This window comes from Marinobacter sp. E2, from assembly GCF_055755345.1.
Genome location: NZ_CM146911.1, coordinates 2,434,091 through 2,455,814 on the forward strand (window position 1 = coordinate 2,434,091; position 21,724 = coordinate 2,455,814).

Genomic DNA, 21,724 nt, shown 5'->3' on the forward strand with positions numbered 1-21,724 from the left:
AGGCGTATAGCCAGCGCCCGGGAGTCGGGCGTGCCAGTAACAGATCAACCGGGACGACAGAACGAATGACCAGCAAACTTGAACAACTGAAAGCCATGACCACAGTCGTGGCCGACACCGGCGATATCGAGGCCATTGCCAAGTGGCGGCCGGAAGATGCCACCACCAATCCGTCGCTGCTGTTGAAAGCCGCCGCGTCCGAGGCTTACCGCCCGATGCTGGACAAAGCCGTGGCCGAGGCACGCCGGCAGGGCGGGTCCGATGCCGAGCAGTTGACTGTGGCCACGGATACCCTGGCGGTACTGGCCGGAAAAGAGATCCTGGGCCTGATCCCGGGCGTGGTATCCACCGAAGTGGACGCGCGCCTGTCCTTTGACACCGAAGCCACTCTGGAGCGCGCCCGCCGACTGGTGGAGCTGTACGATCGCCAGGGCGTGGACACCAGCCGAGTATTGATCAAGATCGCCTCCACCTGGGAGGGCATTCGCGCGGCGGAGCAGCTCGAGAAAGAGGGCATTCGTTGCAACCTTACCCTGTTGTTCTCGTTTATCCAGGCCGCCGCCTGCGCCCAGGCGGGTGCCTTCCTGATCTCACCCTTCGTGGGTCGTATCCTCGATTGGCACCTGGCCAACAGTGGTCGGAACAGCTACGCCGCCGCGGAGGATCCCGGGGTATTGTCGGTAAGCCGGATCTACAATTACTACAAGACTAACGGGTTCGATACCGTGGTCATGGGCGCCAGTTTCCGGAACACCGGCGAGATTGAGATGCTGGCCGGCTGCGACCGCCTCACCATCAGCCCGGCCCTTCTGCAGGAACTGCAGGACGATACCGGGGAGCTGCCGCGCCGACTGGCGCCCGGGTCTGCCAGCAGTCAGGACCGTCCCGGCGCCATCGATGAAAAGCTGTTTCGTTGGGAGTCCAATGAAGACGCCATGGCCACGGAAAAACTGGCCGATGGCATTCGCCGGTTCACCGCCGACCAGATCGAGCTGGAGCATCGGGTGCGGCAACTTGCCAAAGCCGCCTGAGAGCAGGCCCGACCGACCGTAGTGGAGCAGATAGCCAAACCATGATCGAGCGACTGAAAAAGCTCTTTGCCAGCCCCGAGGGCAATCAGCCGGAACCCGACAGCCACCAACTGGCCGTGGCGGCCACCGCCCTTATGGTTCAGCTGTCGAGGGTCGACCAGCACGAGGACGAACGGGAGCTGAAGGCCATTGTCGACGGCGCGGTAAAAGCGCACCAGGTGTCGCGGGAGGAAGCCGAGGAAATCCTGGCCGATGCGCTTAGCCATGCGGACGATGCCGTCTCAATGTACGAGTTTACCGGTCTGATCAACGAGCACCTCAACCAGGAGGACAAACAGGCCCTGCTCGAGAGTATCTGGCGCGTGGCCTTTGCCGATGGTCGTATCGATAAATACGAGGAACACCTTATTCGCCGCATGGCGGACCTGCTGCATCTTAATCACAGAGAGTACATGCAGGCGCGGCACCGGGCTGAAGACACCGGTTCCTGAAAGGAGACATCATGCTAGCCATTCTGCATCCGAACATTTCGCTGGACAGCGAGGAGTACCGCACCACCCTGCACTACCTGGAGCATCTGCCGGGAGTATCGATCCGGGTCCACGAGGTACAGGGTGCCAGCCAGCGGTTAACCGAGATCTATCTCCTGGGGGAAACCAAGTCCCTCAACAAGGAAGAAATCGAAGCCCTTCCCGCTGTTGAGCGCGCCATCCGTATCTCGGAAGACTACCGGATCCTTGGCCGGCACCGGGACGATCGTCGCCAGAGCGGGTTCACCTACAACGGCGTGGAGTTCAGCCAGTCCAACCTGAATGTCTTTGCGGGGCTTTGCGCCGTGGATGTACCAGAGCACGTCGAAATGATGATGCAGGCTCTGGAAGATCACGGCGAGGTATGCACGCGCATGGGCGCCTACAAGCCGCGCACCAACCCCTATTCCTTTCAGGGCCACGGCCGGGGCTGCCTGCCCTGGGTGTTCGAGAAGGCGGGCAAGCACGGCATCAAGGTGATCGCCATGGAGATCACCCACGAGAGCCACATTGAGGAAATCGACAACTGTCTCGAAAAACTGGGCCGGCCAACCGGTGTCATGCTGCAGGTGGGTACCCGCAATACCCAGAACTTTGAACTGCTGAAGGCCATCGGCCGCCAGAGCACCTACCCGGTTCTGCTCAAGCGGGGGTTCGGTATTACCCTGAACGAATCCCTGAACGCGGCCGAGTACCTGGCCAGCGAAGGTAATGCCAACGTCATTTTCTGCCTGCGCGGCATGAAAACCGAGGCCGGCCAGCCGCACCGGAACATGGTCGACTTTGCCCATGTGCCCGCCGTCAAGCGCCTCACACGTATGCCCGTGTGCGTGGACCCATCCCATTCCGTGGGTAGCCGGGAACAGTCCCCCGAAGGCATCCTGGATGTGATGCACGCCACCGCGCAGGGCGTCATTGCCGGCGCCAACATGGTGCTGGTGGATTTCCACCCGAAGCCGGAAAAGGCTCTGGTGGATGGCCCGCAAGCCCTGTTGATGAATGAATTACCGGCGTACCTGGAGGACATCCGGCTCTGCCACGACACCTGGAAAAAACGCCAGGCCATTTATGACCGGCTGAAGGAAAACACAGCAGAATGATCGTCTACGGACACCGGGGCGCCAAGGGAGAAGCGCCCGAGAATACACTTCCCGGATTTCGCCACGCCTATCGGCATGGCATTCGCCATTTCGAGCTGGACCTTGTTCTTTCAAAGGATGGCAAGCCGGTGCTGGTCCACGACCTGTCCGTGGACCGTACAACCAGTCAGAAGGGGAGCATCAGCCAGTATACCGCCCAGGAGCTGGCAGCCATGGATGCCCGGCGCAACACCAGCTCCTGGCCAACGGCAACCGGCATCCCCACATTGGAGGACCTGCTGGATCAGTTCAGCGATCTGGAGCATCTGCAACTGGAGGTAAAAAAAGACAAGCGTCAGCGACTCAACATCCTGTGCAATCGCCTGACCGAGATCATCCAGCGGCGGGATCTGTACGAAAAGGTCGCTATTACGTCCTCCGACACCTGGTTTCTGCACGAGATTCGCCGGCGCAACCGGAATATCCGCATCGGACTTGTCAGCGACCGGAAATTTCCCAAGCCCATCAATGTGGCCACCCGGCTACACTGCGAGTACCTCTGCATCAACTGGAAGCTGTGCTCAAAAGAGCTGGTTGAGAGCGCCCATCGGCGGGGAATGCATGTATCCACCTGGACGGTGAACCGCATTCACGACATGTTGCAACTTGAAGGCATGGGCGTGGACAGCATTATCACCGACTATCCCACGAGCACCCGGATATTCTTTGATAACCGGTCCCGCACCCTGTTGAATCTGCCCGTTCAGGAGACGATCGAGACGGTTGGGGAGGAAGGGATCGGGCCGGATAAATCGTTCCATCTCAGCCCGAGTTCCCGCTGACACGGATCAGAAGATCCGGTTCAGCCCATTCAGTGCGGCCACCCGATAGGCTTCCGCCATGGTCGGGTAATTGAACGTGGTATTGATGAAGTAGTTCAGGGAGTTGGCCTCCCCTTCCTGGTTCATGATGGCCTGGCCGATGTGCACGATCTCGGCAGCCTGGTCGCCAAAGCAGTGAATCCCCAGTATCTGGCGCGTTTCCCGGTGGAACAGGATCTTCAGCATGCCCACCGCCTCACCGGTAATCTGGGCGCGCGCCAGGTCCTTGAAGAACGCCTGCCCCACTTCGTAGGGTACCTTGGCCTCGGTCAGCTCGCGCTCGGTCTTGCCTACGGAGCTGATCTCAGGAATGGTGTAGATGCCAGTTGGCACGTCAGAGACGAACCGGAAGTACTCGTCCTGAACGATGTCCGAGGAGGCTGAGCGTCCCTGGTCGTAGGCAGCGCTGGCCAGGCTCGGCCAGCCAATCACGTCGCCTGCGGCGTAGACATTCTCCACCTCGGTCCGGTAGTGCTCATCCACCGCGAGCTGGCCACGGCCGTTGGGCACCAGGCCAATGTTTTCCAGACCAAGTTTCTCGGTATTACCGCTGCGCCCGTTACACCATAGGAACGCATCGGCGCGGATTTTCTTGCCCGACTGCAGCGAAAGCACCACGCCATGGTCATCGCCCACCACACTCTCGTACTGCTCGTTGTGACGCACCAGCACACCGTTGTTACGCAGGTGATAGCTGAGCGCATCCGAGATTTCATCGTCCAGGAACGTCAGCAGCCGGCTGCCCGGGTTGATCAGGTCCACTTTCACACCCAGGCCGGCAAAGATTGACGCGTACTCAGAACCAATAACCCCGGCACCGTAAATCACGAGGGTGCGAGGGGTGTGCGACAGGTTGAGAATGGTGTCGGAGTTGTAGATCCGGTGGTGGCGAAAATCCACATCGGGCGGCAGGTAAGGCCGTGAGCCGGTGGCAATGATCGCCTGCTTGAAGTGCAGGATTTCCGAGGACTTACTGCCACGGACCTCAATGCGATTCTTGTCGATAAAAGATGCGCGGCCGTTGATCAGATTCACCCGGTTACGGGCGTAGAACTGGGTCCTCAGCTTTACCTGTTTGCCGATCACCTTCTGGGCATTCTGGAGCACCCTCGGGAAGGAAAACCAGCGCGGCTCGCCGATATCCCGGAACATCTGGTTGGTATTGAAGGTAATGATCTGTTTGACGGAGTGACGCAGCGCCTTGGAGGGGATGGTGCCCCAGTGAGTGCAGTTACCACCAACGGTCGGCTTGTCCTCGATGATCGCGACACGTTTGCCGTGTTTCGTCGCATTCATCGCCGCGCCTTCGCCGGACGGTCCGGCGCCGATAACGACGACGTCGTAATGATGTTCTGCCATGCGCGCAGTGACTCCTTATCTACGTCGTGGGTATGTATTGTGCGTCAGCAACACCAGGGAGGCTTATTGCCCGTCTGCCCTGGTCGCATCGTAAGCGAGCTCCTCACCGCCCTTCCTGGCAAGACGCTCGTTTTCCTCTTCGCATTTTTTGGTGTTGCCACCACAGATCTCGCAGGACTGGCTGATGCCGAGGGCACCAATGCCGCCACAGGTGCCACTGATCGGCTTGCGACCGAAAATCACGCCAATCGACATGGCCGCCACCAACAGCACCACAATAAACAGAACCAGAAGAAAGGTACCCATGTTGCCCTCCCCTATTGAGTCACAAAGGACGAAAAGGCCGGTGTCTGATGCGTCTCGAAGCCGTCTTCCGTCCGGACAATAAAATAGGCGGGAATGTTTTCCCGCACCGCCAGTTCGTTGGCTCTCTCGTATCCCATCACGTTAAAGCCTGTTGCCAGGGCGTCTGCGGTCATGCAGTCGTCTGCCAGAACCGTAACCGAGGCCAGGTTATGAGTTATGGGCTCACCGGTTTCAGGGTCTATTGTATGGGAATAGCGACGACCTTCCGATTCGTAATAGTTACGATAATCACCCGATGTTGCCATAGCGCGGGATTCGAGCGCCACCACACGGTTTACCTGCCGACCCTCAGACACCGGCTGCTCTATCGCGAGCCGCCAGGCGCTACCGTCGGGCTTGCGGCCGTTCACACGCACTTCGCCGCCAATCTCCACCAGGTACGCCTGGATGCCCTCTCCCTCGAGAAACCGCGCCACCACGTCCACGCCGTAGCCCTTGGCAATGGCGGACAGGTCAACATACTGGGCTGGCGTCGCCCTCACCGCCGGCGGATCCGCCCTCAGCTCCAGCTTTTCAAAACCGGTTGCAGCCAGCACCTGATCCAGCGCCTCTGGCGAAGGCACCTGCTCTGGCCGCGCCTCGGGCCCAAAACCCCAGAGGTTGACCACCGGGCCAATGGTCACATCAAAGGCGCCACTGGTCAGCCTTGAGACCTCCTGGGCGGTCTGCAGCACTTCCAGCATGCCGTTCGACACCGGTACCCATTCGGACTGGTCGTCCATCCGGTTAAACCGGGAGAGTTCGGAATCGGAGCGCCAGGTAGACATGGACGCATCCACGTTCTCCAGAACGGCTTCGATGCCACTGGCCAGAGTCTCGAGCCTTTCCTGATCTTCCGTCAATACGACATTAATGTGGTAGGTGGTGCCGAATACCGGCCCGGAGATCTCCCAGACTTGTTCCTCGGGCTGAAACGAACAACCCGCCAGAACAACCAGGGCCAGCGCTGAAAGCGCGCTGGCCAGGGTCACCCTGGCGGGTCGGATCATGCGGGCTGTCATCAGTCGTGCTTAGCCCCCGAAGTCATCCAGCATGATGTTCTCATCTTCAACACCCAGATCCTTGAGCATCTTGATGACGGATGCGTTCATGATAGGGGGCCCACACATGTAGAACTCGCAGTCCTCAGGTGCCGGATGGTCCTTGAGGTAGTTCTCGTAAAGCACGTTATGGATAAAGCCGGTCGGGCCTTCCCAGTTGTCTTCCGGCAGCGCGTCAGACAGGGCCACGTGCCACTCGAAGTTGTCATTCTCTTCCTGGAGCATGTCGAAGTCTTCCACGTAGAACATCTCGCGGACGCTTCGTGCCCCGTACCAGAAGCTGATCTTGCGCTTGGAGTTCAAACGCTTGAGCTGGTCGAAGATGTGAGAGCGCATCGGCGCCATACCGGCACCACCACCGATGAACACCATCTCGGCATCGGTCTTCTTGGCGAAGAACTCACCGAACGGCCCCATCACCGTCACCTTGTCACCCGGCTTCAGATTGAACACATAGCTGGACATGATGCCCGGCGGATGGTCGGTACCCGGAGGCGGCGTAGCAATACGGATGTTGAACTTGAGCACGCCCTTCTCTTCCGGGTAGTTCGCCATGGAGTAGGCCCGGATAGTCTCTTCCTTGTTGACGGCCTTGTAGCGCCAGATGTTGTGCTTGTCCCAGTCCTCGTGGAATTCTTCCTCGATATCGAAGTCCTTGAAATCGATCTCGTAGGGAGGACACTCCAGCTGCACGTAACCGCCGGCGCGGAAGTCGACTTCCTCACCTTCAGGCAGCTTCAGTACCAGTTCCTTGATGAAAGTGGCAACGTTGTGGTTGGAGATAACCTCGCACTCCCACTTCTTCACACCGAAGAATTCCTCCGGCACTTCCACTTTCATGTCCTGCTTCACCGGAACCTGGCAGGACAGACGCCAGCCTTCCTTTTCCTCACGGTTGGTGAAGTGGGTCTTTTCCGTGGGCAGCATGGCGCCGCCACCTTCCAGAACCTTGCACTTGCACTGAGCGCAGGTGCCGCCGCCGCCGCAGGCGGAGGACAGGAAAATACCGTTGTTGGCCAGCGTACCGAGCAGCTTGCCGCCGGCTTCGGTCTTGACCGTGTGTTCTGGATCGTCGTTGATCTCGATGGTCACATCACCGGTGCTTACCAGCCTGGACCGGGCCGCAAGAATCACTGCGACCAGGGCCAGTACGATAACGGTGAACATGACCACGCCAAGAATGATTTCTGTATTCATGGTCTCGCCTTTTCGTTAAACCGAATCACCGGGTGAATTACAGTGAGATACCGGAGAAGGACATGAAGCCCAGGGACATCAGACCAACCGTAATGAAGGTGATGCCCAGGCCACGCAGGCCCTCGGGAACGTCACTGTATTTGAGCTTCTCTCGGATACCCGCCAGCGCAATGATAGCCAGGGCCCAGCCAAGGCCGGCACCGAAGCCGTACACCAGACTCTCGCCGAAGGTGTAATCCCGCTCAACCATGAACAGGGAGGCACCCAGAATGGCGCAGTTCACGGTGATCAGAGGCAGGAACACGCCCAATGCGGCATAAAGAGCCGGGATGTACTTGTCCAGTACCATTTCCATGATCTGGACAATCGCGGCAATAACGCCGATGTACGTCAGAAGGCCGAGAAAGCTCAGGTCCACGTTCGGCAAACCCGCCCACGCCAGCGCTCCCTCACGGAGAATGCTGTTATAGAGCAGGTTGTTTACGGGAACGGTGACCGTCAGTACAACCACCACGGCAATACCAAGACCGGTTGCCGCCTCAATCTTCTTGGAGATGGCCAGGAAGGTACACATCCCCAGGAAGAACGCCAGCGCCATGTTTTCAACGAATACGGCCTTAAGAATCAGACTGATATAGTGTTCCATCAGAAGGCCTCCTTGGCGACGTGACGAGACATCTTGTAATCCGGCTCTTCAACCTGCTCCGGTTTCCAGGTACGCAGGCCCCAGATTGCCAGACCAATAATGAAGAACGCGCTCGGCGGAAGCAGCAACAGGCCGTTCGGAATGTACCATCCGCCCTCGTTGACGACCGGCATGATAGACACGCCAAACAGCGAGCCGGCGCCCAGCAGTTCACGGAAGAACGCCACGAAAATCAGCAGTACTGAATAGCCAAGACCATTGCCGATGCCGTCGAGGAAGCTGAGCCACGGACCGTTTTTCATGGCGAAGCCTTCCGCCCGGCCCATCACGATGCAGTTGGTAATGATCAGACCCACGAACACCGAGAGCTGCTTGGATATTTCATAGGCGTAGGCCTTGAGCACCTGATCCACCACGATAACCAGGGAGGCAATGATGGTCATCTGAACGATGATCCGGATGCTGCCCGGAATCTGGGTTCGCACCAGCGAAACCGCCAGGTTGGAGAACGCCGTTACTGCGATTACCGCGGCACACATAACCAGGGTCACGTTCATGCTCGTGGTGACCGCCAGCGCAGAACAGATACCCAGGATCTGCAGGGCAATCGGGTTGTTGCTGAAGATTGGTTCGAAGAGAACCTGTTTGGCGGATGCATCTGCCATGATCAGACCTCCCCTTCACGAAGTTTTTTCAGGAAAGGCGCGTATCCGCGGTCGCCCATCCAGTAATTGACAAGCTGCTGCACACCACGACTGGTCAGGGTAGCACCGGAAAGCGCATCAACCTTGTGCTCCTTTTCCGGCGTGTTGGCACTGACTCCACCTTTCACCAGCTGGATCTGCGGCTCGGTCTTGTCCTCGTTGTAGAGTTCCTTGCCGGTCCATTGCTGCTTCCAGCGAGGGTTGTCGACTTCACCACCCAGTCCCGGTGTTTCAGCGTGGGCATAAAAGCCGAGGCCTTCGATGGTGTTCAGATCGCCTTCAAGCGAAATGAACCCATACAGCGTTGACCACAGGCCATAACCGTGAATCGGCAGAACCACCCGGGTGATCTCGCCGTTCTCGCTCATGGTGTAAACCTTGGCTACGTTGGGTCGGCGCTTGATGCCCGCTTTGTCTTCCGAAGAAGGAATGTTGACCGACATCGCCGGATCAGACGCCGCCTTGTACATGTCGTACTTCATCGGGTCCTGCACGCCCACGGCGGAAGGCTCAACAAATTCACCGGTATCAAGGTCAACCAGCCGGACGTCGAACTGAGCGAACTGCTGTTCGATTTCATCGGCACTGGAGCCGGGCTCCAGCATGCCGGCCGCCGACAGGATGTTGGTCTTGATATCCAGGTTCTGGTTCTTGATCTGCGCCGGGCGCAGCATAACGGCCGCGGTGGAAACCACAACCGAGAAGGCAATGCTCAGAACCAGCGCAACAATCAGTGTGCGGGAGACGGTTTCTTTAGCTTTAGCCACGAGCGAGCCTCCGTTTGATGTTGGCCTGAACCACGTAGTGGTCCATCAGCGGCGCAAACAGGTTAGCGAACAGGATCGCCAGCATGATGCCTTCCGGGAAAGCCGGGTTGATCACGCGGATCAGCACGGTCATCACGCCCACGAGGATGCCGAAGCACCAGCGACCGGTGTTGGTCATGGCCGCCGAGACGGGATCCGTTGCCATGAACATCATGCCGAAGGCAAAGCCACCCATCACAAGATGCCAGTGGGCAGGCACACCGAAGAACGGGTTGGTGTCAGAGCCAACCAGGTTCAGCAGCAGCGACATGCCAATCATGCCGATTAACACACCACCCACGATTCGGTAGCTGGCAATCTTCATCACCAGCAGAATCAGGCCTCCGATGAGAATGGCCAGGGTGGAGGTTTCGCCCATGGAACCCTGAATGGTGCCGATGAAGGCGTTCATCCAGCCAATCTGGCTCTCGAGCGCTTCCAGGCCGCCAGACGCTGCCCAGCTCAGGGCGGTTGCGCCGCTGAAGCCGTCGACGGCGGTCCACACGGTGTCACCGGAAATCTGGGCCGGGTAGGCGAAGTAGAGGAACGCGCGGCCGGTCAGCGCCGGGTTCAGGAAGTTCTTGCCGGTACCGCCAAACACTTCCTTACCGATCACCACGCCGAAGGTAATACCGAGGGCCACCTGCCACAGGGGGATGGTGGGCGGGCAGATCAGCGCGAACAGCACCGAGGTTACAAAAAAGCCTTCGTTCACTTCGTGACGACGCACGGTGGCAAACAGGACTTCCCAGAAACCACCCACCACAAACGTCACGAAGTAGATGGGCACGAAGTAGGCCATGCCGTAGACGAAGTTATCCCATACGCCGGCACCGGCACCGGTTACCGCCAGCGCCTGGATAAAGGCCGTGCGCAAGCCGCCATCGGCCACCATGGCATCCGGATTGGCCGCCAGAAAGCTGTTGGCCTGGAAGCCGATGTTCCACATACCGAAGAACATGGCGGGGAAGGTGCACAGCCACACGGTAATCATGATGCGCTTGAGATCAACGCCATCACGCACGTGAGCCGTGGTTGAGGTCACCTTTCCGGGAGTATAGAAAATGGTGTCCACAGCTTCGTAGAGCGCATACCAGCGCTCATACTTGCCGCCCTTTTCAAAATGATGCTCGATTCCATCGAGAAACTGTCTGATAGCCATCGTATTAGCCCTCGATCTCGATTCGGGTCAGGTTCTCGCGGAGAATCGGACCGTACTCATATTTACCCGGGCACACGAATGTGCACAGCGCCAGATCTTCTTCATCCAGCTCCAGTGCACCGAGCTTCTGTGCCATTTCGGTGTCGCCGACAATCAGCGAACGCAGCAGCTGGGTCGGCAGAATGTCCAGAGGCATGATCTGTTCATAGGCTCCCACTGGCACCATGGCGCGCTCACTGCCGTTGGTGGTGGTGGTGAAATTGAACAGCTTGCCGCGCGTCAGCTTGGACAGGTAGATGTTGAGCACCGAGAACTTGTTCGGGCCCGGCGACAGCCAGCCCATGAACTCGCGCTTGTTGCCCTCTTCCAGCACCGACACCTGGTTGGCGAACCGACCCAGGTAGGCACAGGGTCCATCCGCCCGGCGACCACCGAACACGGATCCAGAAATGGCCCGCACCTCGCAGTCTGTGGCAATCTCGCCGTCCAGCAGTTCCGGCAGGCAGGCACCGACACGGGTACGCACCAGTCGGGGCTTCAGGGCTTTCGGACCGCCGATGGCCACAATCCGCTCGACCGGCAACTCACCGGTTTCGAACAGCTTGGCGATGTCGATCACGTCCTGATAGTTGATGGTCCAGACCGTCTTGCTGACGGAAACAGGATCGAGATGATGGATATGGGTACCCACATTGCCAGCCGGATGCACACCGTCAAACTGGTGCACTTCCACCGCATCTGACTTGGGAACAGACACATTGGAGCCGGGCTTGCCAGTCACGAAGACTTTGCCGGTGGTCAGCCTGGTGAGCAGGGTCAGGCCTTTCTCGAACGCCTGGCTGTTCTCCTTGATGATCACGGTCGGGTCGGCCGCCAGAGGGTTGGTGTCCATGACCGAGACAAAAATGGAATGGGGGGCCGAGTCGATTGCCGGCACCTTGCTGTAAGGACGCGTCTTGAACGCCGTCCAGAGACCCGACTCCACAAGATTGTCAACAACCTGCTGACGTTCCAGGCCCGCCAGGTCTGCCTCACTGTAACGGGCAAAGGTTTCTGCATCGTCGCCATCAATTTCGATAACGATCGACTGGAACACCCGCCGCTCACCGCGGTTAATTTCTTTCACAACGCCGGCAGCCGGAGAAGTGTAACGAACGCCCTCGGTCTTCTTGTCCGTGAACAGCAGCGTGCCGCGCTTGACACGGTCCCCCTCTTTCACAGCCATTGTCGGCTTCATGCCGATGTAGTCAAAACCGATCAACGCCACGTGGCGAACGGGTTTGCCATCTGTAATGGTCTGTTCGGGAGCGCCGCTGATGGGAAGATCCAGGCCTTTTTTGATCTTGATCATTAGCCTCGTCCAATCATCAGAAACTGTTTAATGGATTCGTAACGCCCGACCACTGCGGCCCAGGAAGTGAATGAGAAACGGAGTGCCAGACGTACCCAAAATCGCGCCAATTATAAGGATTAAGGAATTCTATTTCCACCAGAAACCAGAATGGGTTTGTACCGCTTCGTAAACCGCCCACTTCACACTCTGGCACAAAAGAAAAACCCCGACAGCTCTCGCTGCCGGGGTTCTCAGGGCCCGCATGTTCACCGGGACGCCAGGCGCAGATCAGTCCCGTGCGCGCTTGGGAAAGATCGGATAGGTAACACCAGCCATCTGGTTGACCACGCGAACCACCTGGGCGCTGTAGCCGAACTCATTGTCGTACCAGACATACAGGATCAGGCGCTTGCCGCCAGCAATCGTTGCCTGCGCATCCACCACGCCGGCATGACGGGAGCCAACAAAATCGGTGGACACCACCTCCGGCGAGTTCACGAAGTCGATCTGCTTTTGCAGCTCCGAGTGCAGAGCCATGTCTCTCAGGTAGTCGTTCACCCCGGCCACATCCACCTCTTTCTTGAGGTTCAGGTTCAGGATGGCCATGGACACATTGGGCGTCGGCACCCGGATGGCGTTACCGGTCAGCTTGCCTTTCAGGGCCGGCAGGGCCTTGGCGACAGCCTTGGCCGCACCTGTCTCGGTAATGACCATGTTCAGGGGCGCACTGCGTCCGCGGCGACTGCCCTTGTGGTAGTTGTCGATGAGGTTCTGGTCGTTGGTGTAGGAGTGCACGGTCTCCACGTGACCGTCTTCAATCCCGTACTCGTCATCAATAGCTTTCAGCACCGGCGTGATGGCGTTGGTGGTACAGGAGGCCGCCGAGAGAATCTTGTCCTCGTCGGTAATCCAGTCGTTGTTGATGCCATAGACAATGTTCTTGATGTCGCCCTTGCCCGGAGCAGTCAGGATAACCCGGCTCACGCCCTTGGACTTGAGGTGCAGGCCAAGGCCGGCCTCGTCACGCCATTTACCGGTGTTGTCCACCACAATCGCGTTGTTGATGCCGTACTGGGTGTAGTCGACCTTGTCCGGACCGTCGGAATAGATCACCTTGATGTAGTTGCCGTTGGCAATCAGGGCAGATTCCTTCTCATCCACGGTGATCGTGCCGTCGAACGGGCCGTGAACGGAGTCGCGACGCAACAGGCTGGCGCGTTTCTCGAGATCGTTTTCGGCGCCGCCGTTACGCACCACGATTGCACGCAGACGCAGGTTGTTGCCGCCGCCGGCCTTCTCGATCAGGATACGGGCGAGCAAACGACCAATGCGGCCGAAACCGTACAGCACCACATCCTTGGTGCCCTTGTTGGCGTCTTCCTCGGATTGCGCCGGATACTGCCCCACAATCGTTCCGATCTCGCGCTTGAGAAACTCGGTCAGATCGCCACCCGCAGCCTTGAACTTGACCGCAAGCTTGCCGATGTCCACGTGGGCACGACCCAGCTCCAGCTTGTCCATGGCCTGCAATATGGGCAGCGTGTCGTGAACCGACAGCTCGCTGTCTTCAACCTGACGCACGAACCGGTGCGCCCGGATGATGTCGATCACCGACTGGTTGATGATGGCGCGGCCATACACAGACGTAACCACGTTGTTCTTGCGGTAGAGACGGCCGATCAGCGGAATCATGGCTTCCGCAGTGGATTCTCTTTCCGTCCAGTTGGACAGGTGCTGATTGATCTGTTCGTGACTCACGCTTGGACCTCTGCAGTTGGCACTTGGAAAATTGGGCGCACATTATCCAACTTAATCCTCCCGACCGCAAATACAGCCGGCCCCCGCCTTCGTATCTTTGCCGCCCGCAGGCGCCCCACGCCAGTAGCCCGGCCGCTACCATGACAGCATCACCGGCGGGCGTTAGAATACGCGCCTTGTCATCGCCCGGACATCCACCGCAGGAGAACCAGACTGTCCATGAGCCAAGGTGTCACCAACCACCCCGCGTCCAGCCCCATGATTGCCCCGGAATTTCCGGCAAAACCCGGAGACCACCGTACCTGGGGCCAGTTGCATGGTAGCAGCGACGCCCTGGCCATCTGCGAGAGCGCCCGGGCGCATCAGGGGCTGACTCTGGTGATCACCCGCAGCACCGATGAGGCCATTCGGCTTGAGCAGGCCATGCGCTTCTTTCTGGGGCTGCCTGCAGAAGAAGATGGCCCGGCGGTAACAACAGATGGCCTGGAGCTGCTCTCGCTCCCCGATTGGGAAACCCTGCCCTACGATCTGTTCTCTCCGCATCAGGACATTACCTCCCGGCGAATCCGCACGCTGCACCGTCTGCCCTCCACCCGGCAGGGGGTGCTCGTGGTGCCGGCCCGGACTCTGATGCACAGACTGCCACCGGTGAACTACCTGCAGGGCAACACGCTGCTGCTGGAAGTGGGCCAATCCCTGGACATCGATACCTGGCGCCAGCAACTGGAAGCCGCCGGGTATCGCCACGCGGAGAACGTCTATGAACACGGCGAGTACGCCGTGCGCGGCGCGATTCTGGACATCTTCCCTATGGGCGCCAGCCAGCCCTACCGGATTGATCTGTTCGATGATGAAATAGAAACGCTGCGCACCTTTGATCCTGAAACCCAGCGGTCCATTGACCGGATAGACCGCATCGAGCTCCTGCCGGCGTTCGAGTTTCCCTGGCACAAGGAAGCCCGCTCGGGGTTCCGCAGCCGCTGGTTTGAACAGTTTCCCAATGCGGACCGCGACGTCCCGATCTACCAGGACGTGACCCACGGCATCACGCCCCCCGGTATCGAGTATTATCTGCCGCTGTTCTTCGACGAGACCGCAACACTGTTCGATTACCTGCCGGGCAGCACCCATGTGTTCACGGCAGCAGACCTGAATGAAGCCGTCAGCCATTTCGACAGCGAAACCCGTAACCGCTACGAGGACCGTCGTCACGACCGTCTCCGGCCTATCCTGCCGCCAACCCAGCTGTTCCTGCAGCAGGACGAACTGTTCGGACAGCTCAAGCGTTTTGCCAGAGTCACACTGTCTTCAGACACCGCCGAATCCGCGGGATCCTTCAACTGCTCAACCGCCGCCCTGCCTGACGTTGCTATGGATGGTCGGGCCGCCGACCCTTCCGGTCGCCTCAAACGCTTCCTGAACGAATTCAACGGGCGGGTGCTGCTGTGCGCCGAGTCTTCCGGCCGCCGCGAGGCGTTACTTGAAAATCTGGGAGGCCAGGGGCTTGAGCTGGCCACGGTGTCCGGCTGGCAGGATTTTCTGGCGGCCCCGGACTGCCCCCTGGCGATCAGCATTGCCCCCATGGAGCAGGGCCTGACATTACCAGACCATGCCATTGCCCTGATTACGGAAACGGCCCTGTTCGGCGAGCGTGTTCTGCAGAGACGCCGGCGGGAAAAACCCACCGAAGCCGATGACGCCGGTTTCCGGGACCTGTCCGAGCTGCGCATCGGCGCTCCTGTGGTTCACATTGACCATGGCGTGGGTCGCTACCTTGGCCTGGAAACCATTACCGTGGAGGGCGAGTCCAGCGAATTCCTGATGCTGGAATACGCCGGCGGCTCCAAACTGTACGTTCCGGTCTCCAGCCTGCATCTGATCTCGCGCTACGCCGGCACCGACACCGAACACGCGCCTTTGCACAAGCTTGGCACCGATCGCTGGAGTGCCGCCAAGCAGAAAGCCCTGGAAAAAATCCGCGATACCGCCGCGGAACTGCTGGATGTCTATGCCCGCCGGGAAGCCCGCAAGGGGTTCAGTTTCGAGGACCCGAAAGAGGCCTACCGCGCATTCGCCGCCGGTTTTCCCTTCGAGGAAACACCGGACCAGCAGGTGGCCATCGAGTCGGTGATCGAGGACATGACCAGCGAACGACCAATGGACCGGCTGGTATGCGGAGACGTCGGTTTCGGCAAGACCGAAGTGGCCATGCGAGCCGCGTTCATGGCGACCTGGTCCGGCAAGCAGGTGGCGGTACTGGTGCCCACCACCCTGCTCGCCCAGCAGCACTACGAATCCTTCCGGGACCGGTTTTCGGACACCCCGGTGCAGGTGGAACTGCTGAGCCGCTTCCGAACAACGGGCCAGACCAGCAAGGCACTGGAGGCCGTGGAGAATGGCAAGGCGGATATTGTCATCGGCACCCACAAGCTGCTGCAGGGCGACATACGTTTCAAGAACCTGGGGCTGGTGATCATCGACGAGGAGCACCGGTTTGGTGTGCAGCAGAAAGAAAAGCTGAAAGCGCTCCGGGCGGAAGTGGACATGCTGACCCTCACGGCCACGCCGATCCCCCGCACCCTGAACATGGCCATGGGCCACCTGCGCGACCTTTCGATCATCGCCACCCCTCCGGCGCGGCGCCTGTCGGTGAAGACCTTCGTGCGTCAGCGGGACGACGCCATGGTGAAAGAGGCGATCCTGCGGGAAATTCTCCGGGGCGGCCAGGTTTACTTCCTGCACAACGACGTTGCCACCATCGAGAAGACCGCCCAGGACCTTCGTGCCCTTATTCCCGAAGCCCGCGTCGGTGTCGCCCACGGGCAGATGCGCGAGCGAGAACTCGAGCAGATCATGTCGGACTTCTACCACAAGCGGTTCAACGTGCTTGTGTGCACCACCATCATCGAAACCGGCATCGACATTCCCAGTGCCAACACCATCATCATCGAACGGGCAGACAAATTTGGCCTGGCCCAGCTGCACCAGCTGCGGGGTCGCGTGGGCCGATCCCACCACCAGGCCTACGCCTATCTTCTGACGCCGCCCCCCAAAGCCATCACCGCAGACGCGAAAAAACGCCTGGACGCCATCTCCGAGGCCCAGGACCTCGGGGCCGGGTTCATGCTCGCCACCCATGATCTGGAAATACGTGGCGCGGGCGAGCTGCTGGGCGAGGAGCAGAGTGGCCAGATCGAGAGCATTGGCTTTACCCTCTATATGCAGTTGCTGGATGAAGCCGTGCAGGCGATCCGGGAAGGCCGAACACCCAATGCCGACCTGCCCCTGAGCCACGGCACTGAAATGAACCTGCGAATTCCCGCACTGATCCCGGAAGATTACCTGCCGGATGTCCACAATCGATTGATGCTGTACAAGCGCATCGCCAGTGTCGGGGACCGGGACGCATTAAAAGAACTTCAGGTTGAGATGATCGACCGGTTCGGATTATTACCGGAGCCGGCAAAAAATCTCGTACGCCAGACCGAGCTTCGATTACAGGCGGAGGCCCTGGGCATCGTCAAAGTCGACGCTGGCAAGGAATGGGGGCGCTTCGAGTTTGGCAGTTCGACACCAGTGGATCCGCTGGTGCTGGTTAAAAAAGTGCAATCCGCCCCTGACCAGTACCGCCTTGAGGGGGCCAACAGCTTTCGCTTTCGGCTGAACGATGCGACAACCGGTGGTAAACTCGACGGCATTTCGAGAATGCTTGCCGAACTTGCGCCGCCCGCCAGCGCCCCGGCTTGATCATGAACGCCCGACAAACACGTGGAGTATGTCCCTTGCAGATTGATGGAATTCGCTGGTACCAGGTCGCAACCAGGGCCACGCTCGCCGCTCTCCTGCTGGCTCTGTCAGCCCTGGCCTCCGCCCAACAGGCCGCCTCGCCAGCCGGACAAACCATACCGGACGACTACTATCGGGCCGAGTTTGTCATCCTGAAACGCATCGTGCCGCCCGAGGCAGTCAATGAAAAGATGGCAGACCGGGAAGTAGAGCCCACGCCGGAAACCGGGGAAGTACTCTGGGCCGTTGGTGAGGACGGCACCGCGCGGACCACACTGAAGCTGGCACCAAGGAACGAACTGCATCTGGCGTCGGCAGCCGAGCGGCTGGAGCGCAGCGGTCGCTACCGGGTACTGGCCACGGCAGGCTGGTATGAAGCGTTTCCGCCAGATTACCAGGGTGAAGCATTGCGGGTTGAGGTGGGAGACTGGCTCGAGGAAGCCAATACCCGCGCCGTGGAGGGCACCATCACGATTGATCGCCAGCGGTACCTGCACGTCAACGTGCACCTGAATCACTGGCAGCTGGCGGGGACGACCGACTCAGCGCTCCCGGAAGCGGATCCCGCCGAATCGACAGGCGCCATGGAATCGCCGGCGACCGAGACTGCGGCCGAAGACCCCGGACAATCCGCCAATCCGGCTGCAAATCCGACAATGTCCGCCTTTGCCGAACCCGCTCCCCTGGAACTGGTCACCTGGATTCGTGAAACGCGGAGAATGCGCAGCGAGGAAGTCCACTTCCTGGACTCCCCCACCCTGGGCGTGTTGATTTTCTTCAAGAAGGTTGAGAAAGCGGAGTAAGCACCCCGAGTCCGGCCATCGACACCTCCAGAATCCGCTTCACGCCGGACATTCCCTGGTCGATGGCCTCTTCGATCTCTTCCATGGTGATGATGTGGTCGGATTTGCCGGCCGCGCGGTTTACTACTAGCCCGAGACAGACATAGCGCATGCCGAGTTCCGCCGCCAGGGCGGCTTCCGGCATGCCGGTCATGCCCACCAGATCGCAGCCATCACGCTCCATGCGGATGATTTCCGCCGCCGTCTCCAGGCGCGGCCCCTGGGTTGCCCCGTACACGCCAAAGCCGGAGAACGGGACATTCTCGGCGCCCGCCGCGTCGATCAGGATCTGGCGGGCACTCTCATCGTACGGCCAGGTGAAATCGATATGGGTGACCGACTCCAGCTCACCCTCAAAGTAGGTGCTGTCGCGCCCCCAGGTGTAGTCGATGATCTGGTCCGGAATCACAACATGGGCCGGCCCCATGTCGGGATGGATACCTCCTACCGCATTGACCCCGATGACCGTGCGCACACCCGCGTCGTAGAGCGCCCGGAGATTGGCCCGGTAGTTCACCTGATGGGGCGGGATCCGGTGAGGGTTGCCGTGTCGCGCCAGGAAGATCACCCGCTGGTCTCCCAGTCGTCCCTCAACCAGCGGCGCAGAGGGCACGCCCCAGGAGGTCTGCACCTGGCGCTCGCCGGAAATCTGCAGGCCGGACAGGGTGGTAAGCCCGGTGCCTCCGATGATGCCTACAGGGTGCATTTTCTCCGGTGCTGTCATTCTGAATCTCCTGAATTATCGATATCGCCACGGCTGCCACGCGCCTGTTGCCCCCTGGCAGCATTACGCCGCGGCTCCGCATCTTCGGCGTGATCGTCTCCCTCATCCCGATCCTCGCCGGCCAGACGGACACCGTTGGGAAGATGAAGAGTACGGGTCGGAAAGGCGACTTCGGCGCCATAGCCTTCAATGATGTCGCTGATCTTGAGCAACACGTCCTGTTTCACCTCATGGAAGCGAACCCACTCGGTGGTTTTGGTGAAGGTGTACACCATGATGTCCAACGACGACGAATTGAACGCCAGAAAGTTCACAATCAGGGTCTGGTCGGAATCAATGTCGTCATGGCCCTGCAGCATGGACTTGATATCGGCAACGATGCTCGCCATTTGCCCGACATCCACGTAGCGGATACCGATGGTTTCGTAGATACGGCGGTTGGTCATTCGCGACGGGTTCTCCACCGCTATGGTGGTGAAGGTGGCGTTGGGGACGTACAGAGGGCGCTTGTCAAAGGTGCGGATGGTGGTCAGGCGCCAACCGATGTGCTCGACCGTACCCTCGATGTTCCGATCCGGTGAGCGCACCCAGTCGCCCACCTTGAAGGGGCGGTCGAGGTGGATGATGAAGCCGCCAAAAAAGTTGGCCAGCAGATCCTTGGCCGCAAAGCCGACAGCGATGCCGCCCACGCCGCCAAAGGCAAGAACCCCCGATATGCTGTAACCCAGGGACTGCATGGCAATCAGCACGGCGGTAATGATGACCACGGCCCTGGACAGCTTGCTCACCGCATTCACGGTGGTGTAATCCATGGGCTTTTGCATCTTCATGGGCGAAATCAGAATATTCTCGCCCTCCTTGATCAGGCGAAGGAGCGTCCAGACCAGGATGAAAATAAAGCCTACCTGAAGGACCGTGGCGTTGGCCTTGAAGATCTCTGCCTCGGAGTAACGGTGGGCCACTTCCGCGGCCCAGTACACACCCTGTAACCAGACAAAAGCGACCACCGGCTTGCGCGCAGCGTGCAGCAGCGTGTCGTCCCAGAGGTTGTTGGTTCTGGCAAATTTCCTTTCGAGGGCTCCGATCACATGGCTGGCCAGATAGGCGACGGCCGCTGTGCCGAAGACCAGCGCAAATACGACGATACCGACGCGCCAACTCTCAGACAGCAAACCGAAATTCTCGATCCAGCTGTTCACCATCGCTGTGATATCCCCGATCATCGGATTCCTCGGCTTCAGTAAGGTTTAGCGGATTAGAACGGCGGTACCGGGCCTGACGCGGTCGAACAGGTCAATCACATCGGCGTTGCGCATCCGGATACAGCCGTGCGACAACGGAACGCCCATGGGCTCGCTGTCCGGCGTGCCGTGAATGTATATGAACCGGCGAAAAGTATCGACTCCCGGGCCCCGGTTTTTTCCCCACTCCCGGCCGCAAAGCCAGAGAATGCGAGACAGGATCCAGTCCCTGCCTGGATGCTCATCGGCCAGCGCCGGCGTGTAGGTTTCCCCGGTGGGACGCCGCCCGCGAAACACGGTGCCGGAGGGCAGACCGGCGCCGATCAGCGCGCGGATGAAATGCTGGCCACGGGGGGTGCAGCCACTGCCATCCCGTTCACCGGCACCATTGCGACCGGAGGAGATGGAATAGACAGCTACAGATTCGCCGTCACTGGCGCGCAGGGTCAGCTGCTGGCGTCCTAGATCAATGTCGATGCTTGGAGGTTGGGGATCGATCACCGCTGGTCAGGCTCCCTTGATGGATCAGGGAAGCCTAACCGAGAGAGCGGAACTCAGGCAACCGAGACCTTGGTGCTCGGGGGCGGGATGAGCATGGTGTCCTGGGCCTGCATGCCGGCTGCCAGGAACGGTACCAACCGGGCGGCAATTTCCTGTACCGAGGTTTCAACACCCAGCTTGTTCTGCAGGATATCCCGCAGGGCGTCGCTACTGGACATTGTGAACGCGGTGGCGCCCAGCATGAACTGGATCCGCCAGTAGCGGTCCACCGATGACAACTGGGGCGTGGCTTCCTTGAGCAGCCGCATGAACCGGCTGAACGGCTCGCTGTACTCCTGTTCAAGGAACTTTCGCAGATGGCCCTGAGACTGGGTGTAGGCCAGACCCAGCAGACGCATGAAGATGGAAATGCCCTTCTCGTTACGCTGGGGCATGCGTACGGCACTCTCCGTGAGCGCCCAGAGCGTCTGGTTGAGGGTGGGTGGCGTGCCATCACAGCGCGCTTCGAGATCATCAAACGCCTTTTCCAGGGTTGCTGAGAAAGGTGTCAGAAAGCGCGCAAAGACAGCATGAATCAACGCGTTCTTTGAACCAAAGTGGTAATTGACAGCAGCCAGATTTACTTTAGCCTTACTGGTTATCATTCGGAGCGAAGTTTCAGAAAAGCCACGCTCAGCGAACAGCTCCTCGGCTGCATCGAGAATGCGATCGACCGTATCAGATTGCGCCATCTTGTTT

The 21,724-nt window shown here is 59.5% G+C and carries 20 protein-coding genes; 6 read left to right on the top strand and 14 right to left on the bottom strand.

Annotated elements, in window-relative coordinates; genetic code table 11:
* The first annotated feature begins 65 nt into the window (after window positions 1–65).
* Genes tal through AC0J1C_RS11090 form a run of 4 tightly spaced genes read left to right on the top strand, consistent with a single transcriptional unit; the run spans window position 66 to window position 3,482 of the window.
* Entirely contained in the window at window positions 66–1,031 is a 966-nt protein-coding gene (tal, locus tag AC0J1C_RS11075) for a transaldolase (RefSeq protein WP_473043924.1), read from the top strand.
* Between the two features lie 41 nt (window positions 1,032–1,072).
* Window positions 1,073–1,522: a tellurite resistance TerB family protein gene (locus AC0J1C_RS11080; protein WP_375192818.1), complete on the top strand. Its 450-nt coding sequence runs from the start codon at window positions 1,073–1,075 to the stop codon at window positions 1,520–1,522.
* Window positions 1,523–1,533: 11 nt separating this feature from the next.
* Window positions 1,534–2,661, top strand: a complete 1,128-nt coding sequence (locus tag AC0J1C_RS11085) for a 3-deoxy-7-phosphoheptulonate synthase (RefSeq protein WP_375192817.1) — start codon at window positions 1,534–1,536, stop codon at window positions 2,659–2,661.
* Window positions 2,658–3,482, top strand: a complete 825-nt coding sequence (locus tag AC0J1C_RS11090) for a glycerophosphodiester phosphodiesterase (RefSeq protein WP_473043927.1) — start codon at window positions 2,658–2,660, stop codon at window positions 3,480–3,482. The genes AC0J1C_RS11085 and AC0J1C_RS11090 overlap by 4 nt, the downstream gene beginning before the upstream one ends.
* A 6-nt stretch (window positions 3,483–3,488) precedes the next feature.
* Here the strand turns inward: AC0J1C_RS11090 and sthA are convergent, their stop codons facing one another.
* The 10 genes from sthA to AC0J1C_RS11140 form a co-directional block, all read right to left on the bottom strand.
* The gene (gene sthA / locus AC0J1C_RS11095; RefSeq protein ID WP_375192815.1) at window positions 3,489–4,880 is read right to left on the bottom strand and encodes a Si-specific NAD(P)(+) transhydrogenase; all 1,392 of its coding nucleotides are present in this window, start codon (window positions 4,878–4,880) and stop codon (window positions 3,489–3,491) included.
* A 63-nt stretch (window positions 4,881–4,943) separates the two neighbouring features.
* Window positions 4,944–5,186, bottom strand: coding sequence for a (Na+)-NQR maturation NqrM (gene nqrM, locus AC0J1C_RS11100; RefSeq protein WP_375192814.1), 243 nt, complete (start codon window positions 5,184–5,186; stop codon window positions 4,944–4,946).
* Between the two features lie 11 nt (window positions 5,187–5,197).
* Window positions 5,198–6,247: an FAD:protein FMN transferase gene (locus AC0J1C_RS11105; RefSeq protein WP_473043931.1), complete on the bottom strand. Its 1,050-nt coding sequence runs from the start codon at window positions 6,245–6,247 to the stop codon at window positions 5,198–5,200.
* A gap of 9 nt (window positions 6,248–6,256) precedes the next feature.
* Window positions 6,257–7,483, bottom strand: coding sequence for an NADH:ubiquinone reductase (Na(+)-transporting) subunit F (gene nqrF / locus AC0J1C_RS11110; RefSeq protein WP_091986264.1), 1,227 nt, complete (start codon window positions 7,481–7,483; stop codon window positions 6,257–6,259).
* 37 nt (window positions 7,484–7,520) lie between these two features.
* A complete protein-coding gene (gene nqrE, locus AC0J1C_RS11115; RefSeq protein ID WP_375192812.1) occupies window positions 7,521–8,129 on the bottom strand; it encodes an NADH:ubiquinone reductase (Na(+)-transporting) subunit E in 609 nt (202 codons plus the stop codon).
* A complete protein-coding gene (locus AC0J1C_RS11120; RefSeq protein ID WP_473043933.1) occupies window positions 8,129–8,794 on the bottom strand; it encodes an NADH:ubiquinone reductase (Na(+)-transporting) subunit D in 666 nt (221 codons plus the stop codon). Before AC0J1C_RS11120 ends, nqrE begins: the two co-directional genes overlap by 1 nt.
* 2 nt (window positions 8,795–8,796) lie before the next feature.
* Window positions 8,797–9,600: a Na(+)-translocating NADH-quinone reductase subunit C gene (locus tag AC0J1C_RS11125; RefSeq protein ID WP_473043935.1), complete on the bottom strand. Its 804-nt coding sequence runs from the start codon at window positions 9,598–9,600 to the stop codon at window positions 8,797–8,799.
* Window positions 9,593–10,801, bottom strand: a complete 1,209-nt coding sequence (locus AC0J1C_RS11130; RefSeq protein WP_091986270.1) for an NADH:ubiquinone reductase (Na(+)-transporting) subunit B — start codon at window positions 10,799–10,801, stop codon at window positions 9,593–9,595. The genes AC0J1C_RS11125 and AC0J1C_RS11130 overlap by 8 nt, the downstream gene beginning before the upstream one ends.
* A gap of 4 nt (window positions 10,802–10,805) precedes the next feature.
* Window positions 10,806–12,152 carry a Na(+)-translocating NADH-quinone reductase subunit A gene (locus AC0J1C_RS11135; RefSeq protein WP_473043937.1) on the bottom strand — a complete coding sequence of 449 codons (1,347 nt, stop codon included), beginning with the start codon at window positions 12,150–12,152 and terminating at the stop codon, window positions 10,806–10,808.
* Between the two features lie 270 nt (window positions 12,153–12,422).
* The gene (locus AC0J1C_RS11140; protein ID WP_473046534.1) at window positions 12,423–13,877 is read right to left on the bottom strand and encodes a glyceraldehyde-3-phosphate dehydrogenase; all 1,455 of its coding nucleotides are present in this window, start codon (window positions 13,875–13,877) and stop codon (window positions 12,423–12,425) included.
* 234 nt (window positions 13,878–14,111) lie between these two features.
* Between AC0J1C_RS11140 and mfd the strand changes: the two genes are divergently transcribed.
* Window positions 14,112–17,639, top strand: coding sequence for a transcription-repair coupling factor (gene mfd / locus AC0J1C_RS11145; protein WP_473043939.1), 3,528 nt, complete (start codon window positions 14,112–14,114; stop codon window positions 17,637–17,639).
* A gap of 35 nt (window positions 17,640–17,674) precedes the next feature.
* A complete protein-coding gene (locus AC0J1C_RS11150) occupies window positions 17,675–18,481 on the top strand; it encodes a CsiV family protein (protein WP_473043941.1) in 807 nt (268 codons plus the stop codon).
* Here AC0J1C_RS11150 and AC0J1C_RS11155 read toward each other — a convergent pair.
* The 4 genes from AC0J1C_RS11155 to AC0J1C_RS11170 form a co-directional block, all read right to left on the bottom strand.
* Entirely contained in the window at window positions 18,456–19,244 is a 789-nt protein-coding gene (locus AC0J1C_RS11155; RefSeq protein ID WP_473043943.1) for an S-methyl-5'-thioinosine phosphorylase, read from the bottom strand. The genes AC0J1C_RS11150 and AC0J1C_RS11155 overlap by 26 nt on opposite strands.
* Window positions 19,241–20,467: a mechanosensitive ion channel family protein gene (locus AC0J1C_RS11160; RefSeq protein WP_473043945.1), complete on the bottom strand. Its 1,227-nt coding sequence runs from the start codon at window positions 20,465–20,467 to the stop codon at window positions 19,241–19,243. Before AC0J1C_RS11160 ends, AC0J1C_RS11155 begins: the two co-directional genes overlap by 4 nt.
* Window positions 20,468–20,491: 24 nt before the next feature.
* On the bottom strand, window positions 20,492–20,935 hold the full coding sequence (locus tag AC0J1C_RS11165) for a L,D-transpeptidase family protein (protein WP_473046536.1): 444 nt from the start codon (window positions 20,933–20,935) through the stop codon (window positions 20,492–20,494).
* A 104-nt stretch (window positions 20,936–21,039) separates the two neighbouring features.
* The gene (locus AC0J1C_RS11170; RefSeq protein WP_091986288.1) at window positions 21,040–21,717 is read right to left on the bottom strand and encodes a TetR/AcrR family transcriptional regulator; all 678 of its coding nucleotides are present in this window, start codon (window positions 21,715–21,717) and stop codon (window positions 21,040–21,042) included.
* Window positions 21,718–21,724 lie beyond the last annotated feature (7 nt).